General features: G+C 62.1%; 19 protein-coding genes, 1 tRNA gene and 1 pseudogene. 14 read left to right on the top strand and 7 right to left on the bottom strand.

The window, feature by feature from the left end; genetic code table 11:
- The first annotated feature begins 276 nt into the window (after positions 1 to 276).
- Together NKI73_RS01710 and NKI73_RS01705 are read left to right on the top strand one after the other, a co-directional pair.
- Entirely contained in the window at positions 277 to 2,349 is a 2,073-nt protein-coding gene (locus NKI73_RS01710) for a lytic transglycosylase domain-containing protein (RefSeq protein WP_352626887.1), read from the top strand.
- Between the two features lie 255 nt (positions 2,350 to 2,604).
- Positions 2,605 to 3,504: an alpha/beta fold hydrolase gene (locus NKI73_RS01705; RefSeq protein WP_352626885.1), complete on the top strand. Its 900-nt coding sequence runs from the start codon at positions 2,605 to 2,607 to the stop codon at positions 3,502 to 3,504.
- On the opposite strand, the pseudogene NKI73_RS33605 reads toward NKI73_RS01705, so the two are convergent.
- Positions 3,411 to 3,620: pseudogene (locus NKI73_RS33605) on the bottom strand (hypothetical protein); the annotation flags it as partial. The gene NKI73_RS01705 and the pseudogene NKI73_RS33605 overlap by 94 nt on opposite strands.
- Positions 3,621 to 3,763: 143 nt before the next feature.
- Positions 3,764 to 3,854 (bottom strand) — tRNA-Ser (locus NKI73_RS01700).
- A 317-nt stretch (positions 3,855 to 4,171) separates the two neighbouring features.
- Here NKI73_RS01700 and NKI73_RS01695 point away from each other — a divergent pair.
- Positions 4,172 to 5,284, top strand: coding sequence for a pyridoxal phosphate-dependent aminotransferase (locus tag NKI73_RS01695; RefSeq protein ID WP_352626883.1), 1,113 nt, complete (start codon positions 4,172 to 4,174; stop codon positions 5,282 to 5,284).
- A 37-nt stretch (positions 5,285 to 5,321) separates the two neighbouring features.
- Here NKI73_RS01695 and NKI73_RS01690 read toward each other — a convergent pair whose 3' ends face one another.
- Positions 5,322 to 6,314 (bottom strand): bifunctional helix-turn-helix transcriptional regulator/GNAT family N-acetyltransferase, encoded by a 993-nt coding sequence (locus NKI73_RS01690; protein WP_352626881.1) that lies wholly within the window; start codon positions 6,312 to 6,314, stop codon positions 5,322 to 5,324.
- Between the two features lie 166 nt (positions 6,315 to 6,480).
- Between NKI73_RS01690 and NKI73_RS01685 the strand changes: the two genes are divergently transcribed.
- The 3 genes from NKI73_RS01685 (at position 6,481) to NKI73_RS01675 (ending at position 8,718) form a co-directional block, all read left to right on the top strand.
- Positions 6,481 to 6,765, top strand: a complete 285-nt coding sequence (locus NKI73_RS01685; RefSeq protein WP_352626879.1) for an acylphosphatase — start codon at positions 6,481 to 6,483, stop codon at positions 6,763 to 6,765.
- A 73-nt stretch (positions 6,766 to 6,838) separates the two neighbouring features.
- Positions 6,839 to 7,489 (top strand): TetR/AcrR family transcriptional regulator, encoded by a 651-nt coding sequence (locus NKI73_RS01680; RefSeq protein ID WP_352626877.1) that lies wholly within the window; start codon positions 6,839 to 6,841, stop codon positions 7,487 to 7,489.
- 65 nt (positions 7,490 to 7,554) lie between these two features.
- Positions 7,555 to 8,718, top strand: coding sequence for an isovaleryl-CoA dehydrogenase (locus NKI73_RS01675; RefSeq protein WP_352626875.1), 1,164 nt, complete (start codon positions 7,555 to 7,557; stop codon positions 8,716 to 8,718).
- Here NKI73_RS01675 and NKI73_RS01670 read toward each other — a convergent pair.
- Positions 8,715 to 9,083 carry a type II toxin-antitoxin system HicB family antitoxin gene (locus NKI73_RS01670; protein WP_352626872.1) on the bottom strand — a complete coding sequence of 123 codons (369 nt, stop codon included), beginning with the start codon at positions 9,081 to 9,083 and terminating at the stop codon, positions 8,715 to 8,717. The two genes, NKI73_RS01675 and NKI73_RS01670, sit on opposite strands and share 4 nt — an antisense overlap.
- Positions 9,080 to 9,334 (bottom strand): type II toxin-antitoxin system HicA family toxin, encoded by a 255-nt coding sequence (locus NKI73_RS01665; protein ID WP_352626870.1) that lies wholly within the window; start codon positions 9,332 to 9,334, stop codon positions 9,080 to 9,082. Before NKI73_RS01665 ends, NKI73_RS01670 begins: the two co-directional genes overlap by 4 nt.
- A gap of 119 nt (positions 9,335 to 9,453) precedes the next feature.
- Between NKI73_RS01665 and NKI73_RS01660 the strand changes: the two genes are divergently transcribed.
- The 3 genes from NKI73_RS01660 to NKI73_RS01650 all read left to right on the top strand — a co-directional run bounded on the left by NKI73_RS01660 (position 9,454) and on the right by NKI73_RS01650 (position 13,757).
- Positions 9,454 to 11,061 (top strand): carboxyl transferase domain-containing protein, encoded by a 1,608-nt coding sequence (locus NKI73_RS01660; protein ID WP_352626869.1) that lies wholly within the window; start codon positions 9,454 to 9,456, stop codon positions 11,059 to 11,061.
- Position 11,062: 1 nt separating this feature from the next.
- Positions 11,063 to 11,593, top strand: a complete 531-nt coding sequence (locus NKI73_RS01655) for an O-acetyl-ADP-ribose deacetylase (RefSeq protein ID WP_352626867.1) — start codon at positions 11,063 to 11,065, stop codon at positions 11,591 to 11,593.
- Positions 11,594 to 11,774: 181 nt separating this feature from the next.
- Positions 11,775 to 13,757, top strand: coding sequence for an acetyl/propionyl/methylcrotonyl-CoA carboxylase subunit alpha (locus tag NKI73_RS01650; RefSeq protein WP_352626865.1), 1,983 nt, complete (start codon positions 11,775 to 11,777; stop codon positions 13,755 to 13,757).
- 88 nt (positions 13,758 to 13,845) lie between these two features.
- Here the strand turns inward: NKI73_RS01650 and NKI73_RS01645 are convergent, their stop codons facing one another.
- Both NKI73_RS01645 and NKI73_RS01640 read right to left on the bottom strand, forming a co-directional pair.
- A complete protein-coding gene (locus tag NKI73_RS01645; protein WP_352626863.1) occupies positions 13,846 to 14,967 on the bottom strand; it encodes an ABC transporter substrate-binding protein in 1,122 nt (373 codons plus the stop codon).
- Between the two features lie 385 nt (positions 14,968 to 15,352).
- A complete protein-coding gene (locus NKI73_RS01640; protein ID WP_123167916.1) occupies positions 15,353 to 15,619 on the bottom strand; it encodes an SEL1-like repeat protein in 267 nt (88 codons plus the stop codon).
- Between the two features lie 449 nt (positions 15,620 to 16,068).
- Between NKI73_RS01640 and NKI73_RS01635 the strand changes: the two genes are divergently transcribed.
- The 5 genes from NKI73_RS01635 to NKI73_RS01615 all read left to right on the top strand — a co-directional run bounded on the left by NKI73_RS01635 (position 16,069) and on the right by NKI73_RS01615 (position 19,753).
- Positions 16,069 to 16,410 carry a DUF2147 domain-containing protein gene (locus NKI73_RS01635; protein WP_352626862.1) on the top strand — a complete coding sequence of 114 codons (342 nt, stop codon included), beginning with the start codon at positions 16,069 to 16,071 and terminating at the stop codon, positions 16,408 to 16,410.
- Positions 16,411 to 16,626: 216 nt separating this feature from the next.
- Positions 16,627 to 16,785, top strand: coding sequence for a hypothetical protein (locus NKI73_RS01630; protein WP_023812838.1), 159 nt, complete (start codon positions 16,627 to 16,629; stop codon positions 16,783 to 16,785).
- Between the two features lie 39 nt (positions 16,786 to 16,824).
- Positions 16,825 to 17,019, top strand: a complete 195-nt coding sequence (locus NKI73_RS01625; protein ID WP_352626860.1) for a hypothetical protein — start codon at positions 16,825 to 16,827, stop codon at positions 17,017 to 17,019.
- 159 nt (positions 17,020 to 17,178) lie between these two features.
- Positions 17,179 to 18,642, top strand: a complete 1,464-nt coding sequence (locus NKI73_RS01620) for an AMP nucleosidase (RefSeq protein ID WP_502899385.1) — start codon at positions 17,179 to 17,181, stop codon at positions 18,640 to 18,642.
- A gap of 100 nt (positions 18,643 to 18,742) precedes the next feature.
- A complete protein-coding gene (locus NKI73_RS01615) occupies positions 18,743 to 19,753 on the top strand; it encodes an endonuclease/exonuclease/phosphatase family protein (protein WP_352626857.1) in 1,011 nt (336 codons plus the stop codon).
- Positions 19,754 to 19,756: the final 3 nt, after the last annotated feature.

Here is a 19,756-nt window from a genome sequence, read left to right as displayed (position 1 = left end):
TGCATCTTTAGTTCATGCATGCCGTTGCCCCAAAACCGGTGTCCACTTTTGGGCGACATGCATCGGTGTTTTATCGTGCGCGCCTTCTAGCCGAAAGCGAAGCGGCGCACCATAGTCTCGACATTGTTGCGCGGCAAGCATTGCCATGGTGCCAGCAAGCGCAATTCGAACGACCTCGCTAACTCTTTGTTTACGGGCTCTTCACGACCTAAGTTTAGGCTTCGAGGCTTCTCGGCCTGCTGGTACAATGCCAGGATAGGGGAAGACGTAAAGATCATGCCGGGCAGTCGGCCTCACCTCTTCGCGCTGCTTGGCGCCACGCTCGCGCTGATGCCGGGCATGGCGACCGGCGGTAGCGTCGATGTGCAGGTCACTTCGGCCATACCGATGCCAGGCTCGGCCATCGCGATGCCAGGCTCGGATATCGCGGTGCCCGGCCTGCAGGACAAGGCGCAACAGGATACCTCACCCAGCGTCGCTCTGTTGAAGAGTGGACTGGACGCGCTGGCGGCTGGCGACAGTCCCGGTGCCCGTGCCGTGCGCGATGCCCTTCCCGTCCATTCGCTCGACCAGCACATCCTCGCCTGGGCGATCGCGCTCTACGGCGGCGACAAGGTTCCAAGCGGCGACATTGCCGCCGCGGCGAAGATGCTGCCCAACTGGCCGGGCACCGTCGCCCTGCGCAAAAACAGCGAGCGCGCGCTCTATCGCGAGAACCCTGCCCCCAACATCGTCGTTGCTGCATTCGACGGCAGCCAGCCGCAGACATTCGAAGGCGTGATGGTGCTTGCCCGCGCTTATGTGGCGTCCGGCGACGTCAAGGCGGCGCGTTCGGTGCTGTCGCCGTTCTGGCGCACCGCGATCCTGGAGGCCAAGGACGAGACGGCGCTGATCAAGGAGTTCGGCGGCGTGATCCCGGCCGCTGATCACCGTTTTCGCATGGAGCGCATGTTCTACGCTGACCGCGCGAATTCCGCGCTGCGCGTCGCCGCCCTCGCCGGAGCCCAGCAACTCGCCGATGCCTGGGCAGCGGTCGACAAAGGCGACAAGAACACCGCCAAACTGCTGAAGGCAGTGCCGGCGGCCCAACGTTCGGCAGGCTATTTCTTCGCGCAGGCCGAATATCTGCGCAAACAGCAGAATTTTTCCGGCGCCGCGGCCATTGTCATGCAGGCGCCGACCGATCGCGATGCTCTGGTCGATCCGGATGCCTGGTGGGTCGAGCGCCGGGTGCTTTCGCGCGAACTGGTCGACCAGGGCGACATGAAGACGGCCTACCGGATCGTCGCCACCCACGCCGCCGAAAGTGCCACCAATGCGGCGGATGCTGAATTCCACGCCGGTTGGTACGCGCTGCGTGGCCTGAACGACCCCAAGCTTGCCGCAACGCATTTCGCGCGCATCGCCGACCTTGCGCAAGGGCCGATGACGCTGTCACGCGCCTACTACTGGCTCGGCCGTGCCGCCGAAGTTGGCGGTCCGGGCAATGCCAACGACTATTTTGGACGCGCCGCTGCCTACGGCACAACATTTTACGGCCAGCTTGCCGCAGAACGCGTCGGCCGGCAGGCGCTGAACATCGTCTACCCCTCGCCAAGTGCCGCCGACCGGCAGAATTTTGCTGGCCGCGAGTCCGTTAGCGCCATCAAGCGGCTGCAAGAAGCGGGCTACGACCGCTATGCCGAGACGCTCTATCGCGACCTTGCCGGGCAGTTGATCAGTCCGGGCGAGCTGGCGCTGCTCGCTGTCCTTGCGGAAAAGCAGGGCAACCATTTCATGGCGCTGAAAATCGGCAAGATCGCTGGCGCGCGTGGCATCGATGTCGGTGCGCTGTCGCATCCGCTCGGCGTCATTCCGGATTCGGCCGACATTTCCGGCTCAGGCAAGGCGCTGGCCTATGCGATCGCGCGCCAGGAGAGCGAATTCAACATCGGCGCCGTTTCCAGCGCAGGCGCGCGCGGGCTGCTGCAGTTGATGCCGGGCACCGCCAAGCAGTTGGCGAAGAAGGCCGGATTGCAGTTTTCGCAGGCACGGTTGACCACCGACGCCGGCTATAACGCGACGCTTGGTTCGGCCTTCCTCGGCGAGCAGCTCGATCGCTTCAACGGCTCCTATGTGCTGACCTTCGCCGGCTACAATGCCGGCCCCAGCCGGGCCAGCCAGTGGGTGGCCCGGTACGGCGATCCGCGCGGCAAGGACATCGACGCGGTCGTCGACTGGATCGAGCGGATTCCCTACACGGAAACAAGAAGTTACGTGCAGCGCGTGATGGAGAATTACGAGGTCTACAAGATGCGTATTTCCGGTAAATACGACATCGTTGGCGATCTGGTGAACGGGCGGAGTTGACCGAGGCAAGGTGCCCGCTTCGCTGGAGCTGCCAATCTCCTCCCTTGCGGGATGCTGTCCCTGGACCTATCAGCGAACTCATTGGCTTGTTCCCAGCCATTCAGGTCGGCGATCCTTCACACCCCCCTCTGACCTGCCGGCCATCTCCCCGCAAGGGGGAGATTGGCAGCTCCGGCGCAGCCATCTATTTGACCGCCCATGCCCTCGCCTATAGCAGTTGGAGGCGATCCGATGACGACGGGGAAACGAGTCTATATGTCAAACGACCAGGGCTTTTCCGATTTCTACTACGCTGCGCCGGACGAGCTGAAGATCCACGCACGCGTCTACGGCGAGGCCAATACTGGCCACTGGCCGGTCGTCTGTCTGCCTGGCCTGACCCGCAATGCACGGGATTTTCATGAGTTGGCGCTTTATCTGTCGACGCGTGCGGCAAATCCGCGAAAGGTCATCGCCTTCGACTTTCGCGGGCGCGGGCAGTCGGCCTACGACCCCGACGTCAAAAACTACAATGTCGGCATTGAAGCTGGCGACGTCCTTTCCGGGCTTGCGGCGCTGAACATCGAGGACGCTGCCTTCATCGGCACGTCGCGCGGCGGGCTGATCATCCATGTGCTCGCGATGATGCGGCCGGCCGTTCTGAAAGCCATTGTATTCAACGACATCGGGCCGGTGATCGAGGCGGCTGGGCTTGCCCATATCCAGTCTTATCTCGAACGTGATCCGACACCGAAGACCCGCGTACAGGCGACTGCCGCCCAGCGCAGCGTGCATGGCAAGGACTTCGCTGCCCTTGCCGGGGCGGATTGGGATCGGATGGTATGGGCTCTCTACCGCGAAACGGACGGTGGCCTGGTGCCGGATTTCGACCCGAAGCTGGTCGATACCGTTGCCAGCCTCGATCTGACGCAGCCGCTGCCTGATCTATGGCCACAATTCGAGGCATTGGCGACCGTTCCTTTGCTCGCCATTCGCGGCGCCAATTCGAGGCTTCTGTCGGCGGGAACACTGGAGCAGATGCGAAAGCGCCATCCTGGCATCGAAACGATCACCGTCGCGGGTCAGGGCCACGCGCCATTCCTCGAGACCGGCAGCCTGCCCAACGACATTGCAACTTTTCTTGATCGGGCCGAGCGGCAGAGTAGCCTGAAGTAGACCCTGCCGCCGACGCCGTCGTCGCTATCATGCCAGTCGCTATCGCCAAGGTTGAAGTAGTCGACTTCGGCCGTAACCGTGAAGCCAGGCACCACGTGGTAGGCGACGTTGGCGGCGCGTGCACCGGAAACTACGGTCAGGACCGCAACGGAGCCGAGAAGAACTGGATTTGAGATAATGCTCGAATGAAGTCGCCTTGGCTCGATTCGAGAAGCCGATATACGCGATGGTCCGCCAAAGCGCACAGCGCGAAGCAGGATGGCGGAGAGGATGGGATTCGAACCCACGAGAAGCTTTTGACCTCTACTCCCTTAGCAGGGGAGCGCCTTCGACCACTCGGCCACCTCTCCGTTGCGCCGCTGGATAAAGAAAAGCGCCGGCACAATCAACAAGCCCGCGTCATTATATGGAAAAATAACGAAGACGCCGAACCGCGGCTTTCCGCGATGCGGCGGTTCTGCGGCAATTCCCTGGCTGGCAGCTCGGGGCGTGGCCATGATTCCGTTGGCTGTTCGCCGGATTCGGCGTCTAACGATTTCGACCTGTCGAAATCGAAAACCCGGCGGGCAACCGCCGGGTTTTTGCATCGAAACGCAGTTCGCTCGGCAACTTGCACCAGCCCGGCGGGCGCGCTAGCAAGAAGGCCTTTTCAACTGAGCTTTTTGCCATGCGCCAGCGCCCTCCCCTCACGCCTCTCGTCTCAGCGCTTCCGTCGACCGTACCTTTTGTCGGCCCCGAAGCGCAGGAGCGCGAGCGGGGCCGCGCTTTTCGCGCCCGCATCGGTGCCAATGAGAGCAGCTTTGGGCCGTCGCCGCGCGTCATCGACCGGATGGCTGGAATTGCCCGCGACATGTGGATGTATTGCGATCCCGACAATCACGATCTGAAGGTGGCGATCGCCGCGCATCATGGGGTGAAGGCCGAGAATGTCGTTGTCGGCGAGGGCATAGACGGCCTGCTCGCCCTGGTGGCACGCATGTATGTGGTGCCCGGCGATGCCGTGGTCACGTCGTTCGGCGCCTATCCCACCTTCAACTTCCACATCGCCGGTGTCGGCGGACGGCTCGTCACGGTCCCCTATGACAACGACAGGGAAAGCCTGGACGGCCTGCTGGCGGCGGTGCAGAGGGACAAGGCGCCACTGGTCTATCTGTCCAACCCGGATAATCCGATGGGCAGCTGGTGGGAGGCGAACGAGCTCATCCGCTTCATCGAGGCGCTGCCGGAAACCACCATGCTGGTGCTCGACGAGGCCTATGGCGAACTCGGACCGGCCTCGGCGCTTCCGCCGATCGATATCTCGCGGCCAAACGTCATCCGAATGCGCACCTTTTCGAAGGCGTATGGGCTCGCCGGCATACGCTGCGGCTATGCGATCGCCGAGGCTCAGGTGATCCGCGACTTCGAGAAGATCCGCAACCATTACGGCGTCAGCCGCATGGCGCAGGTCGCCGGCGTCGAGGCGCTTGCCGATCAGGACTATCTCAGGAGCGTGGTGTCGCGGGTCGCGGCCGGCCGCCGACGCATCGCAGGGATAGCCGAGGCGAACGGGCTGAAGCCACTGGCGTCGGCCACAAACTTCGTCACCATCGATTGTGGTGGCGATGGCGCTTTCGCGCTGAAAGTCCTGCAGGGCCTGCTGTCGCGCGACGTGTTCATCCGCAAGCCGATGGTGCCGGTACTCGACCGCTGCATCCGCGTCAGCGTCGGCCTCGATCATGAGCTCGACATCTTCGCCGAGGAACTGCCGGGCGCGCTCGCCGCGGCCCGCGGAAACTAGTATCCGCCAGTAGGCGAACCGGGATCACAAGGCGCGCTTACAAATCCAGTTCCCAGGTCTGGCCGGTCAATTCCTTGCCGAAACTGTGGTGGCGCTCCTCGGAAACCAGCTTGAAGCCGGCGCGCTCGTAGATCGTGCGCGCCGCGACGAGAATGTCGTTGGTCCAGAGCACCAGCCTGACATAGCCGCAAGCGCGGGCCTGGCGAATACATTCGGCGACAAGGCGTTTGCCGATACCCGCGCCTCGGGCCGACGCTTCGACATGCAGCAAGCGCAGCTTCGTGACCCCATCGTCCACATGAACCAGAAACACCGCACCAAGCGGCTGGCCTGCGCGTTCGGCGATCCAGCAGAAATCGCGGCCGGGCTTGAAATTGCGGATGAAATCGGCGCCGATCTCAGCAACCAGGGCTTCGAATTCGATATTCCAGCCATATTCCTCGGCGTAGAGCTGGGCCTGCCGCTGCACGACCCAGCCGACGTCGCCGACGCGGTGTGACCGCAGCGTCACCTCGCTGTTCTCGCGGGCAGGATCGCCCAGCAATTCCCCCGCTTTGCGCAAAGCGCTGCCGAGCTCATGCAATCTGTCGTCGGGCAAATTCTCGATGAGCCGTGCCGTATCGCGATCCGCCGCCGCCTGTAGCCCTGAAAGGGCTGCCTCGCCTCTTGCCGTGAGCGACAGAATCCGCCGGCGTTTGTCGGCCGGATCGGTCCGGGTCTCGGTCAGACCCTCGCCGGCGAACTTGCGCAGAATTCGTGTCAGATAAGCGGCATCGACACGCAATTGCCTGGCGATGTCGGAAGCAGTGGGGCCGATCTCCAAATGAAAAGCCTTGGCAAGAAAACCGCGTTCCCCAGCAGTTTCAGAAGCCGCCGGACGATCAAGGCGGCCGAGTTCGAAAAGCACGCGCGCCTCGGTCAGAGTGAATGCGCTTTGTGTCAGCGTCTCGTCGAGAAGGCCAACGGTGCGCGTGTAGAAGCGATTGAAGCGCCTGATATCGGCCACCAATGCCTTTCGTTCATCCAACATCTGGTTCCAGCTCCTAATAAGGCAGCTCCATTTTCCAAGATTAGTGGACTGAGTCAATTAAATTTCAAAAGGCCAGGAGCCCAGCTTTCGCGTCGTGCCCGCAATTCTCAGGTTGCTTTCCCTGCGCCATGCCCCAGATTCCAAGGAGACAGGCTTGGAGAGATTCATGGCTGGTCATCGCAGGAATGTGCGGGCGCGCATTTACGGCAATGTGCAAGGCGTAGGCTTCAGACTCTGGGTTCGAGACGAGGCCACAAGCCTCGGTCTTGCGGGCTGGGTCCGCAATGAAGCGGACGCGTCTGTAACGACCCAGATCGCAGGTCTTGATGAAGCGGTCTCGACAATGATCGAGCGACTTTGGAAAGGGCCGTCCGGTGCTTCGGTTTCCAGGGTCGACGTCGAGGAGTTGGCACCCGGAGACACATTTGTCGAGTTTAGGATTGTTGCATAATGGCGGATTTGATTCAGCGCCCTTGAATTAATTGAACGTTCGTTTTATTATTGCCTCGTAAACGAGGCCGACAATGGCACGCACGACTGGATCCGATGGTGAAAAGACCGAGGCAGCCATCCGCGAGGCGGCCGTCAATCTGATTGCGCGTTTCGGCTACGAGGCGATGTCGATGCGCCAGCTTGCCGCCGAAGTCGGCGTGCAGGCTGCCGCGCTCTACCGCTATTTTCCAACCAAGGAAGAGCTTCTGTTCACGCTGATGCGCGAACACATGGAAGGTCTCACAGGCGCGTGGGAAGCAGCCCGCCCTATCAGTGCGGATCCCGCGCAACGGCTGTCAGCCTTTGTCGAGAACCACATCGCCTTTCATATCGAGCGTCGGCACGCCACGCATGTGTCGAACATGGAATTGCGCAGCCTGTCGCCCGAACGGCTGACGCAGATCCTGCGCATGCGGACAGCCTATGAAAAGGAGCTACGCACCATTCTGCGCGACGGCGCCGAGGCGGGCGCCTTCAGCATCGACGACACCGGGCTGACGGCCATGGCGCTGATCCAGATGATGACCGGCGTCATCGTCTGGTTTCGGCCGGGCGAACGGCTGTCGATCGCTGAAGTGACGGCGACATATCTGTCGATGACCATGCGGCTCGTCGGCGCGAAGATCGACGCCTACAGCGCCGCGCGCGCCTTTGGACGCGCAAAGGACGCTGCAGCACTTTAATTTCGCGCATGATCCCTTCCGGAAATCGAAGTCGATTTTTGGGGTCATGCGGCAGGGAGGAAAACATGTACACGAACACGCTCAGCTTCGGGCATGACGAGGAGATCGAGGCGCTGCGCGACATGGTGCGGCGCTTCGCCCAGGATCGCATCGCGCCGATCGCCGCCGACATCGATCGCTCGAACGAATTCCCGGCGCATCTGTGGGGCGAACTCGGCGCGCTCGGGCTGCTTGGTATCACCGCCGACCCCGATTTCGGCGGCAGCGGCATGGGTTATCTCGCGCATGTGATCGCCGTCGAGGAAATCTCGCGCGCTTCGGCCTCGGTCGGCCTCTCCTACGGCGCCCATTCCAATCTCTGCGTCAATCAGATCAACCGCTGGGCGACGACGGCGCAGAAGGAAAAATTCTTGCCGCCGCTGTGTTCGGGCGAGCGCGTCGGCGCGCTGGCGATGTCGGAATCCGGCGCCGGCTCGGATGTCGTGTCGCTTAAGCTGCGCGCCGAAAAACGCAATGACCGCTACGTGCTCAACGGCACCAAGATGTGGATCACCAACGGGCCGGACGCCGAGACGCTGGTCGTCTATGCCAAGACCGATCCGGAACGGAAATCGCACGGCATCACGGCTTTCATCGTCGAGAAGGCGATGGCCGGATTTTCCGTGGCGCAAAAGCTCGACAAGCTCGGCATGCGCGGCTCCAACACAGGCGAACTGGTGTTCGAGGATGTCGAAGTGCCGTTCGACAACGTGCTGCACGAGGAAGGCCGCGGTGTCGAGGTGCTGATGTCTGGCCTCGACTATGAGCGCACCGTGCTCGCCGGCGGGCCGATCGGCCTGATGGCGGCGTGTCTCGACGTGGCGATCCCCTACGTGCATGAGCGCAAGCAGTTCGGCCAGGCGATCGGCGAGTTCCAGCTGGTGCAGGGCAAGCTGGCCGACATGTACACGACGATGAACGCCGCGCGCGCTTACGTCTACGCCGTCGCCGCCGCTTGCGATCGCGGCCAGACGACGCGCAAGGATGCCGCCGGCTGCGTGCTGTTTGCCGCCGAGAAAGCCACGCTGATGGCGCTGGACGCTATCCAACTGCTTGGCGGCAATGGCTACATCAACGACTATCCGACCGGCCGCCTATTACGCGACGCCAAACTGTATGAGATCGGCGCCGGCACCAGCGAAATTCGCCGATGGCTGATCGGGCGCGAGATCATGACGGAGGGGGTCTAATGCGCGCGGGTCGTGACTTTCGTCGAGCCTTCGTCGACGCGCTTGCGGGCGACCTCGGCGAGCGTGTCCGATACCCATTGATTGATCGATTTGCCGTCACTGGCTGCTGCCCGGCTGACAAGGCGATGGACTTCCGGCGTGGTGCGCAGAGCGAGTTTGCCCGAAAAAGGCTTTTCCGGCTCTTTGTTCTGTTCGGCGCAGAAATCAAGATAGTCATCCACGCATTCATGGAAAGCCTTCAGCAACTCTTCCGCCGAAGCGGCTTCATATGTGAAGATGTCGCGAATGCCCATGATACGACCATGAAACACAACATCGCTTTCATCGAACTCGATCGTTCCCAGATATCCCTTGTAAGGCTTCATAGTTCGGCACCCGACTCTAAAAGGAAAGTCCTGATCTCTCGGATCACATATGCTTTCGTATCAGGCGATGGATGCGGTCGATGCACGCGAAGCGTTATCCCGTTCAATGTGAAGCGCACTCGCGATCCACGCCCTTCCGACACTTGTGCGCCAAGCGCCATCAACAGCGCTTCGACGTCCCGCCATTTAATCGAGCCGTTTATCGGATTCGCAAAAATGACGTTCAGTGTCTGCTTGTGCTTTCCGCGCATGATGACCTCCATGGAAAATGATCAGGCGGGGAAAGCCGTGATCGCCGTTGGCGGTCGCACGTCATGCGCGACAAGATCTATTCTTGATAGCAAAATATGATATCACTTCGGATTTGTCAATGACGACCCTCACTTCACAAATCTCCTCCTCCTCCGAGACCTTCCGCGCCAATGCCGAGCGCATGCGGGCGCTGGTCGCCGATATCGCGGAAAAAGCCGCTACCGTCGAGCGTGGCGGCTCGGACGAAGCGCGTGAGCGCCACGTTTCGCGCGGCAAGCTGTTGCCGCGCGAGCGCCTTGCCCAGCTGCTCGACACCGGCTCGCCGTTCCTCGAGATCGGCCAGTTCGCCGCATGGTCGATGTATGGCGAGGAGATTTCTTCAGCCGGCATGATCGCCGGCATCGGCCGCGTCGAGGGCACGGAGGTGATGGTCGTCGTCAACGACGCCACGGTGAAGGGCGGCACCTACTATCCGCTGACGGTGAAGAAGCATTTGCGCGCGCAGGAGATCGCGCTGCAGAACAATCTGCCTTGCATCTACCTGGTCGACAGCGGCGGCGCCAATCTGCCCAACCAGGACGAGGTGTTTCCCGATCGCGAGCATTTCGGCCGCATCTTCTATAACCAGGCCAACATGTCGGCGGTGGGCATCCCGCAGATCGCCTGCGTCATGGGTTCCTGCACGGCGGGCGGCGCCTATGTGCCGGCGATGTCGGACGAGACGATCATGGTGCGCAACCAGGCGACCATCTTCCTCGGCGGCCCGCCGCTGGTGAAGGCGGCCACCGGCGAGGATGTCAGTGCCGAGGATCTTGGTGGAGCGGACGTACACACGCGTCTTTCCGGCGTCGCCGACCACTATGCGCTGGACGACGACCATGCGCTCGCCATCTGCCGGCGCATCGTCAAAAACCTGAATCGGAACAAGACTGTAAGCCTGAACTTACAGAAGTCGATTCCGCCGCTTCATCCGGCGGATGAACTCTACGGCATCGTGCCGACCGACCTGCGCCAGCCCTATGATGTGCGCGAGGTGATCGCGCGCATTGTCGACGGCTCCGAATTCGATGAGTTCAAGCAGAACTACGGCACCACGCTGATCACCGGCTTTGCCCACCTCCATGGCATGCCGGTCGGCATCATCGCCAACAACGGCGTGCTGTTTTCCGAAAGCGCCTTGAAGGGCGCGCACTTCATCGAACTTTGTTGCCAGCGCAAGATCCCGCTGATCTTCCTGCAGAACATCACCGGCTTCATGGTCGGCAGGAAATACGAAGCGGGCGGCATCGCCAAGGACGGCGCCAAGTTGGTAATGGCCGTCGCCACCGCCCGCGTGCCGAAGGTGACTGTCATCATCGGCGGTTCGTTCGGCGCCGGCAATTACGGCATGTGCGGCCGCGCCTATTCACCGCGCTTCCTGTGGATGTGGCCTAATGCGCGCATCTCGGTGATGGGCGGCGAACAGGCGGCGACGGTGCTCGCCATGGTCAAGCGCGAAGGCATCGAGCGCAAGGGCGGGGAATGGAGCGCCGAGGAAGAGGCGAAATTCAAGAAGCCGATCCTGATGAAATACGAGCATGAGGGCCATCCGCTCTACTCGTCGGCACGCATCTGGGACGACGGCATCATCGACCCGGCGAAGACGCGCGACGTGCTGGCGCTCAGCCTGTCCGCCGCGCTCAACGCCGAAATCGAGGAGACGCGCTTCGGCGTGTTCAGGATGTGAGATGAGCAAGGCGCTGGACAGGATCCGCATCCACACCGGCGACATCACGAAACTGGATGTCGACGCCATCGTCAATGCCGCCAACACATCACTTCTCGGCGGTGGCGGGGTCGATGGCGCCATCCACCGCGCCGCAGGCCGCGAGCTTGAGTTCGAATGCCGGATGCTGAACGGATGTAAGGTCGGCGAGGCGAAGATCACCAGGGGTTACAAACTGCCGGCTCGACACATCATCCACACAGTCGGCCCCGTCTGGCAGGGCGGCGGCAAGGGCGAAGCCGAGTTGCTGGCCTCCTGCTATATCAGATCGCTCGAACTCGCCGCCGCCAATGACTGCCGCACAGTGGCCTTCCCGGCGATCTCGACGGGTGTCTACCGCTACCCGAAAGACGAGGCGACGCGGATCGCCGTCAGCACTGTCAACGCGTTCCTCGACGAGGCAAGCAGGCCGGAAATCGTCATTTTCTGCTGCTTCGACGAGCAAACGGCTGAACTATACCGGCATGCCGTTGCTGCTCTTCGAGAAGGCTGAACTGTATGGACCAACCAATTCATCAGCATAGGCAGACTGGAATCTCCGCCTACGTCAACGGCAAGGCGGCGAGGTTGAAGCTGCCAATCTCCCCCCTCGTGGGGGAGATGTCCGGCAGGACAGAGGGGGGCGCGACGGAGCGCCTGCGTCGCTTCAAGCAAACTCTGTCCCGGGAGGCTCCATGTTCGCCAAGATCCTGATCGCCAATCGGGGCGAGATCGCTTGCCGCGTTATCCGCACGGCACGCAAGATGGGCGTGCGCACTGTCGCCGTCTATTCGGATGCCGACGCGAAATCCCTGCATGTCGAGATGGCCGACGAAGCAGTGCATATCGGCGCCTCGCCCGTCGGCGAAAGCTATCTGCGCGGCGACAAGATCATCGCCGCGGCGCTGGCGACGGGTGCTGAAGCCATTCATCCCGGCTACGGCTTCTTGTCGGAAAACCCCGGTTTCGTTGACCAGGTGGCGACGGCGGGGCTTACCTTCATCGGCCCGTCGGCGGCCTCGATCCGTGCCATGGGGCTGAAGGACGCCGCCAAGCGGCTGATGGAAAAGGCCGGCGTGCCGGTGGTGCCGGGCTACCATGGCGAGGCGCAGGAGATCGTGCTGCTTGCGTCCAAGGCACGCGAGATCGGCTATCCAGTGCTGATCAAGGCGCGCGCCGGCGGCGGCGGCAAGGGCATGCGCCGCGTCGAGCATCCCGATGAGTTTTCCGAAGCGCTGTCCAGCGCGCGGCGCGAGGCGAAAGCCGCTTTCGGCGACGACCGCGTGCTGGTCGAGAAATATGTCGACAAGCCGCGCCACATCGAGGTGCAGGTGTTCGGCGATAATTTCGGCAACACGGTGCACCTTTATGAGCGCGACTGCTCGGCGCAGCGGCGGCACCAGAAGGTGATCGAGGAGGCGCCCGCCCCCGGCATGACACCTGCTTTGCGCAAGGCGATGACGGAGGCGGCGGTAAAGGCCGCCAAGGCGATCAATTATTCCGGCGCCGGCACCATCGAGTTCATCGTCGACGCCTCGCAAGGCCTGAAGGCCGACCGCTTCTGGTTCATGGAAATGAACACCCGCCTGCAGGTCGAGCACCCGGTCACCGAAATGGTCACTGGCACCGACCTGGTCGAGTGGCAGCTGCGGGTCGCCAGCGGCGAAAAGCTGCCGAAGACACAGAACGAGATCACGCTTGCCGGCCATGCCTTCGAGGCGCGCATCTATGCCGAGGATGCGGCAAAGGGGTTCCTGCCGGCAACGGGCACGCTGCATCATCTGAAATTTCCGGATGCAGCGCCCGAAGGCGCCGCGATACGTATCGAGACCGGCGTGCGGGCCGGCGACGCGATCTCGCCCTACTACGACCCGATGATCGCCAAGCTGGTCGTCCACGCCGAGGACAGGCAGGCGGCACTGCAAGCACTCGGCGCAGCGCTGTCGCGAACCGAGATCGCCGGCTCCACCGTCAACACCGCCTTTCTCGCCGCTCTGGCCACCGATCGGGATTTTTGCTCGGGCGACGTCGACACCAGCCTGATCGGCAGGCACCAGGAAACATTGACGATCGTCCCGCCGCCGACAGGCGAAACCGTTGCCGCCGCCGCTGTTGCGGCCTCGGGCGCCGGGGTATCGCCGCCATCCGACGATCCCTGGTCGTCCCTTGCCGGCTATGCGCATTTCCACAACGTGGCGCGGCGCACATGGCTGAAGTTCGGCGAGGACGATATAGTGGCAAAGGTTTCGCTGCGGCCGGATGGACGGTTCCAGGTGGCGCTCGATGCGCCCTATGACGGCACAAATTCGCATGACTTTCGCGCTTCACCGCGTCTCGCCCGCTGGCCAGGCCACATCACCGTGTTCGAAGGCGCTGTTGGCTACACCTTCGCCGTGCCGGACCCGCTGGCGCGCGCCGATGAGGCAGCCGCAGGTGTAGGCAGCTTGCGCGCGCCGATGCCGGGGCTGGTCAAGCTGGTGCGCGTGACAGGAGGCGATGCAGTGATCAAGGGCCAACCACTGCTGATCCTCGAGGCGATGAAGATGGAGCACACCATCGCCGCGCCGCATGATGGCGTGATCGCCGAGATCGCCACGGAGGGCGCGCAGGTCACCGACGGGACGGTGCTGGTGCGGTTCGTCGAGGAGCACAACGCCCCGAGCGCAGTAGCGAGCTGACAGACGCAAGCTGTCGACGGGGCAAACGAGAAAATGGCCGGGACGAACCCGGCCATTTCCCTATGCTATTCAGTCGCCAGGGCAGCGATTACTGCGCGATCGGCGCGTATTTGCCGTCATGCCACTGGTTGATGTCGTAGCTGGCATTCTTGAGATCGCCCTTCTCGTCGAAGGTGACGTCGCCGACAACAGTGCTGATCGGCGTACCGTTCTTCAACGCTTCGGCAACCTTCGCCGGATCGTCGCTGCCGGCGCGCTTGACGCCCTCGGCGAAGGCCTGGATCACGGCATAGGAGAACAGCGTGAAGCCCTCCGGCACGAAGCCGCCCGCCTTGATCTTCTCGACGGCTGCCTTGGCTTCCGGCTTTGCCTGCGGATCCGACGGGAAGACGAACATGGTGCCCTCGCCTGCCGGGCCGGCAACCTGCCAGAATTCGGGCGAGGCGATGGAGTCCGGCATGATCAGCTGGAACTTCAGGTTCTGTTCCGCCGACTGACGCAGGATCAGACCAGCCTCAGGATGATAGCCGCCGAAATAGACGACGTCGGCCTTCAAGTCCTTGAGCTTGGTGACGAGAGCCGAATAGTCCTTCTCGCCGGCGTTGATGCCGTCATAATAGACCTCCTTGAGGCCCCCGGCATTCATCGTTGCCCTGACGGCGTCAGCCACGCCTTGTCCGTAGGCGCTCTTGTCGTGCAGGACGACGACGTTCTTGCCGGCAAACTTCTTGGCGATCCATGGGCCGATGAAGGCGCCCTGCGCATCGTCACGCGTATAAAGCCGCATGATCGTCGGCCAGCCGGCCTTGGCCGCCGCGTCGGTCAGCACCGGGTTGGAAGACGCCGGGCTCATCATCAGAGCGCCGGCTTCGGCATAGACGGCTGAGGCCGGAATGCTCGAACCCGAGCAGGCATGGCCGTCGATGAACTTGACGCCATCGGCGACGATGCGGTTGGCGACCGACACAGCCTGCTTGGGATCGCACTGGTCGTCCTGGATGCTCAGCTTGATCATCGATCCATTGACGCCGCCCGCGGCGTTGATCGCGTCGGCAGCGGCCTGTGCGCCCTGCTTGAACTGATCACCGATGGTGGCGAGCTGTCCGGTCATCGGGCCGACCACCGCAAAGGTGAGCTCGTCCGCGAATGCGACCGGCGTGCTCATCATCAGGCCGAATATGGCCGCGCTCAAAATACTCAATTTTTTCATGATGGTAGAACTCCTCCACTCACGCGCGGCCGCCCCGGCCGCGCTTCTTCCAGAGAGGCCGGACAATTTCACCCTTCCTTGGGCCTGTCTAGGCGCATTGGCGCCGCTCGATTGGGCCTGCAAGACGTCATCCACGCAAAAAGCCACGCCAGCCTTGTTCCGGCCGGTCGTGGCTTTTTGCCCGTCGAGCAATCTCCAGGCGCCCCCGCGCCTAAAAATCCCGCTCACCTTCCCTGTGTCGCGCACGACTAGGCCCTGCGGCCTGCCGCGTTCTCTTTCTTAACATCGTGACCGTCTTGCGCGGCCTTCTATTCCGCCGGGTCTGGCCGTCTGTGCGGTCTTGATCCCGGAGCTTCCCTGTCTTCGATAGGTCTGTAGGCAGATCTTAGTGGATGGTCATCCATTCGCGGGCTTCGCGAAGCGCCTTGGCAATCTCGACTTTCGACATTGCCGCCGACAGTTCGGAGCGCAGTTCCGCGGCGCGGGCCGAGCCCTTGATCGCGGCGATGTTGAACCATTTGTGGGCGGCAACGACATCGGTTTCGCAATCGCGGCCGGTCGCATACATCATGCCCAGTTCGAAAAGGATGTCGGCCTGGGCAGTTGCCCCCATGGCGCCGAAACCTGCTTCAAGCATTTCAAAACGTGCCATTTCAATCCCCTGTTTCCGGCCCCTGTCAGGCTCCCGAGAGCTGCCTTCGTTCGTCCTTGCTGGCTGCTCTTCCGATGCTTTCGAGAATGCCGTGCAGGCTTGAATCCGTCGTTAAATGGCGTGCTTAATTTGAGGAAAACAAAGCTAAAACAAGAGGTAAACGCGGAAATTTGTTAAGGATACGAAGTCAGCAATTCAGCCCGCTTGCGTCAAATTTGACGAAAATTTCAAACTGAGAAATCAAGACTCCGCTAACCACGGAAACCAAAGGCGATGCGCCGATCGTTTCATTTCCTCGCCGACGGGACGCATTCAGGCGCCTTCAAAATCCGAAAGTCTTCCGCTGCGGCACCGCTTTTGTTTTGCTGGGAGGTGGATTAGCTTACGTTTGCGTAAGCGGCAGGCCGGCGAGGCGGAGCATCCGGCCGGACATCCAAAGGGAGGAAGACATGTTTCGAAAAGTGAGCCTGGCCCTTGCGGCCACATTGATCATGGCGGGTGCAGCCTGGGCCGATCCGATCGAAGGCAATTGGAAGACGCAGGCCGGCGACACCGCGGCCATCGCTGGCGGCGGCTCGTTTTCCATCACGCTCAAGACCGGCAAATATGCCGGCAAGACCATCGGCTCGCTCAAGGCGGCCGGCGACAACAAATATGCCGGCAACATCACCGATCCGGCAAACGACAAGACCTATTCGGGCAAGGCGACCCTTTCGGGCAGCTCGCTCAAGATGAGCGGCTGCGTGCTTGGCGGACTGATCTGCAAGAGCCAGACCTGGCACAAGCTCTGATCGACCCTATCCTTGTGACATGAAGACGGGGCCCCGACGGGCCCCGTCTTCGTTTTGTCGCGGCGCAATGCCCTGGTCTCGCCGGCGCCCTGTCGAAACCGACGCCGGCGCCGCCAAAATCCCGTCAATCATCTTGAACCGCAGATGAACGCTGGCATCAGAGCCGGTTCAGTTGCATCAGGGCATTCTCCGGCGTGTTGAAGGAGACCCGACCCAATGCTTGCTCGCCGCTTCACCATCGTCTGCCTGCTGGTGAGCCTGTTTGGAATGTTCTTCGCCATCCTCGTCGCCGAAGCGGGCCGTCCGGCCCGTGCCTGGGACGAAGCCAGTTCAAGAACCTGCCGCCTCGCCTGCCCCACCCATCTTCGCAACTGAACAAAGAAACCAAGACCTCGAAAAGAAAAGCTGAAACCCATGAACCGCATCGCCGCCAACGCTCTCAAGACCCTTCGGCTTCTGCCGCGGGCGGCGCTTATCCTGGCGGTTCTGGCCGCTCCGGTTCTGGCCGTGCCGATGATGCGCGCCGATGCCGGCTCGACGATCGACGCACCGGCTCTGAAGAAGTCCGGCGTCGGCTTCGTGCTCCTTGTCAGCCTGCAGCGCGGATAAGGGATGTCTCGTGCATGTCGTTATTCCGCGACATGCAACGGAAAGAAAAAAGACGCTTTGGCCGCCTTCGGTCGCGACACCCCTCCCAAGTGCCGATCCAAGTCTCTATATTAAGCCATGGAAAAGCGAATCTACCCTCAAGCCATCGAATCTGTCGTCATGCCGGAGCCTTTTGGCCGGCAAAGCTTTGATAGCGCCGAAAAGGCCGTCGCGGCACTGCAGGCGCTTTACGACCGCAACACCAAGTTCCTGCGCGACTCCTTTGCGGAGCTGGCGGCGGCGGGCGGCGACAATGGCAAGCGCTACCGGGCCTTCTACCCGGAGATCGGCGTCACCACCAACTCGTTCACCCAGATCGACTCGCGCCAGGCCTATGGCCATATGCCGACGCCCGGGCATTTTTCGACCACCATCACCCAGCCGAGCCTGTTTGAAAGCTACCTTGTCGAGCAATTGCGCCTGATCATGCGCAATCATGGGGTTGCGGTCACGGTGTCGGAATCGACCACGCCGATCCCGCTGCATTTCGCCTTTCTCGAAGGCACCCATGTCGACGGCGCGGCGGCCGAGCGCATCAAGCGGCCGATCCGCGACCTGTTCGACGTGCCGGATCTCGACGGCACCGACGACCAGATCGCCAACGGCACTTTTGAAGTGGCCTTCGGCGAGCCGAGACCGTTGGCGCCCTTCACGGCGCAGCGCATCGACTATTCGCTGCATCGCCTGTCGCACTATACGGCGACCACGCCGCAGCATTTCCAGAACTTCGTGCTGTTCACCAATTACCAGTTTTACATCGACGAATTCGTTGCCCGCGCCCGCGACCTGATGGCCAATGGCGGCGACGGATACACCGAGTTCGTCGAGCCAGGCAATGTCATCACCTGGGTCGGGCAAAGCGCACCCAGCGAAGGCGTCGCACCGCCGCGCCTGCCGCAAATGCCGGCCTATCACCTGAAAAAGCCGAACCATGGCGGCATCACCATGGTCAATATCGGCGTCGGGCCCTCCAACGCCAAAACGATTACCGACCACATTGCCGTGCTGAGACCGCATGCCTGGGTGATGCTTGGCCACTGCGCCGGACTGCGCAATACCCAGGCGCTGGGCGACTATGTGCTGGCGCATGCCTATGTGCGGGAGGATCACGTCCTCGACGACGATCTTCCGGTCTGGGTGCCGATCCCGCCGCTGGCCGAGATCCAGGTGGCGTTGCAGGAAGCCGTCGCCGAGGTCACCGGCCTGTCCGGCTATGACTTGAAGCGCATCATGCGCACCGGCACCGTCGCCACCATCGACAATCGCAACTGGGAACTGCGCGACCAGCGCGGCCCGGTACAGAGGCTGTCGCAGTCGCGTGCGATCGCGCTCGACATGGAATCGGCGACCATCGCCGCCAATGGCTTCCGCTTCCGCGTTCCTTACGGCACCCTGCTGTGCGTTTCGGACAAACCACTGCATGGCGAACTGAAGCTGCCCGGCATGGCGACCGAATTCTACAAGCGCCAGGTGGCGCAGCATCTGACCATCGGCATCAGGGCTATGGAGAAGCTTGCGGAAATGCCGATGGAGCGGCTGCATTCGCGCAAGCTCAGAAGTTTTTCGGAGACGGCGTTCCAGTAGGACGATCTGTGCGCTGCCCGAGCATTTCGTCATCTTGATTGGGCCGCATTTCTGCCGATAAGCAGGCGGCATGGAGAGAGCGAGCTTCGGGACATTGCTGATGTCGGTTGCATTCCTGGCAATGCTCGCCTGTTCGATCACGCTGGTGGCCGGATTTTTCGGAACGCTGCATCCGGCCTTCGATTCCTTCTCGCATTTTCGCGTCCACTTTGCCGTGCTGATGGCGCTTTGCGCGCTGCCGCTGCTGGCCACGACATTTCGCCTGCAAGCGGCCGTGGCACTGCTTTTTGCCGTGGCGGCCTTTGCCACGACCTTGAACGCTTTGCCCAGTCCATGGCCGGTTCAGGCTGCCTATGAAGCCAAGAACGAAGATCGGGCGATCTACAAGCTGCTGCAGATGAACCTGCGCTACGACAATCCAACGCCGAAGAAGGTGCTGTCGCTGATCGGCCGGACCAATCCCGACGTGATCACCCTCGACGAGGTGTCAGCGATGTGGACGACCGAGCTTGGCTATATCAGCAGCGCGTATCCCTACCGGATCCTCTGCCCTTATCCCAACGGCATATTCGGTGTCGCGCTGCTCTCGCGGCGGCCCTTTGCCGCCGGCACCGAGGCGCATTGCGAACGGCGCGGCGCCATGGCGACAGCGACCGTCGACTTCGGCGGCATCGATATCGATGTCGCCGCGATCCATCTCAGCTGGCCTTGGCCACGCGAGCAGTACTGGCAAATCGGTGAACTCACCGAGCAGCTCTCCGCGCTTGGCGAGACGGCCATCATGGCGGGCGACTGCAACGCCGTGCCGTGGAGTGCCGCCGTACGGCGCGTCGCCTTGCTCGGCGGGCTGACCGTCATGCCGTCCGCCGGGCCAACCTGGATCCACATCAAGCTGCCGGATGTTCTGCGGCGCTTCGCCGGCCTGCCGATCGACCAGGTTTTCAGCAAGGGCGGCGTGACCATTCATTCCGCGACACGGCTGGAGGACACCGGCTCGGACCACCTGCCGGTCATGGTGGAATTCTCGCTCAGGCTGGCACAACAGAAGCCGGTCGATGAGCATGAAACCGCGACGGCTGCGATAGTCCAGACCGGCAAGACGCCAGGCTAAAAG

The sequence above is a fragment of the Mesorhizobium sp. M0496 genome, from assembly GCF_040321205.1.
Taxonomy (GTDB): domain Bacteria; phylum Pseudomonadota; class Alphaproteobacteria; order Rhizobiales; family Rhizobiaceae; genus Mesorhizobium.
Note: the sequence above shows the minus strand (reverse complement) of the source record. Positions and strands in the feature narration are given on the sequence as shown.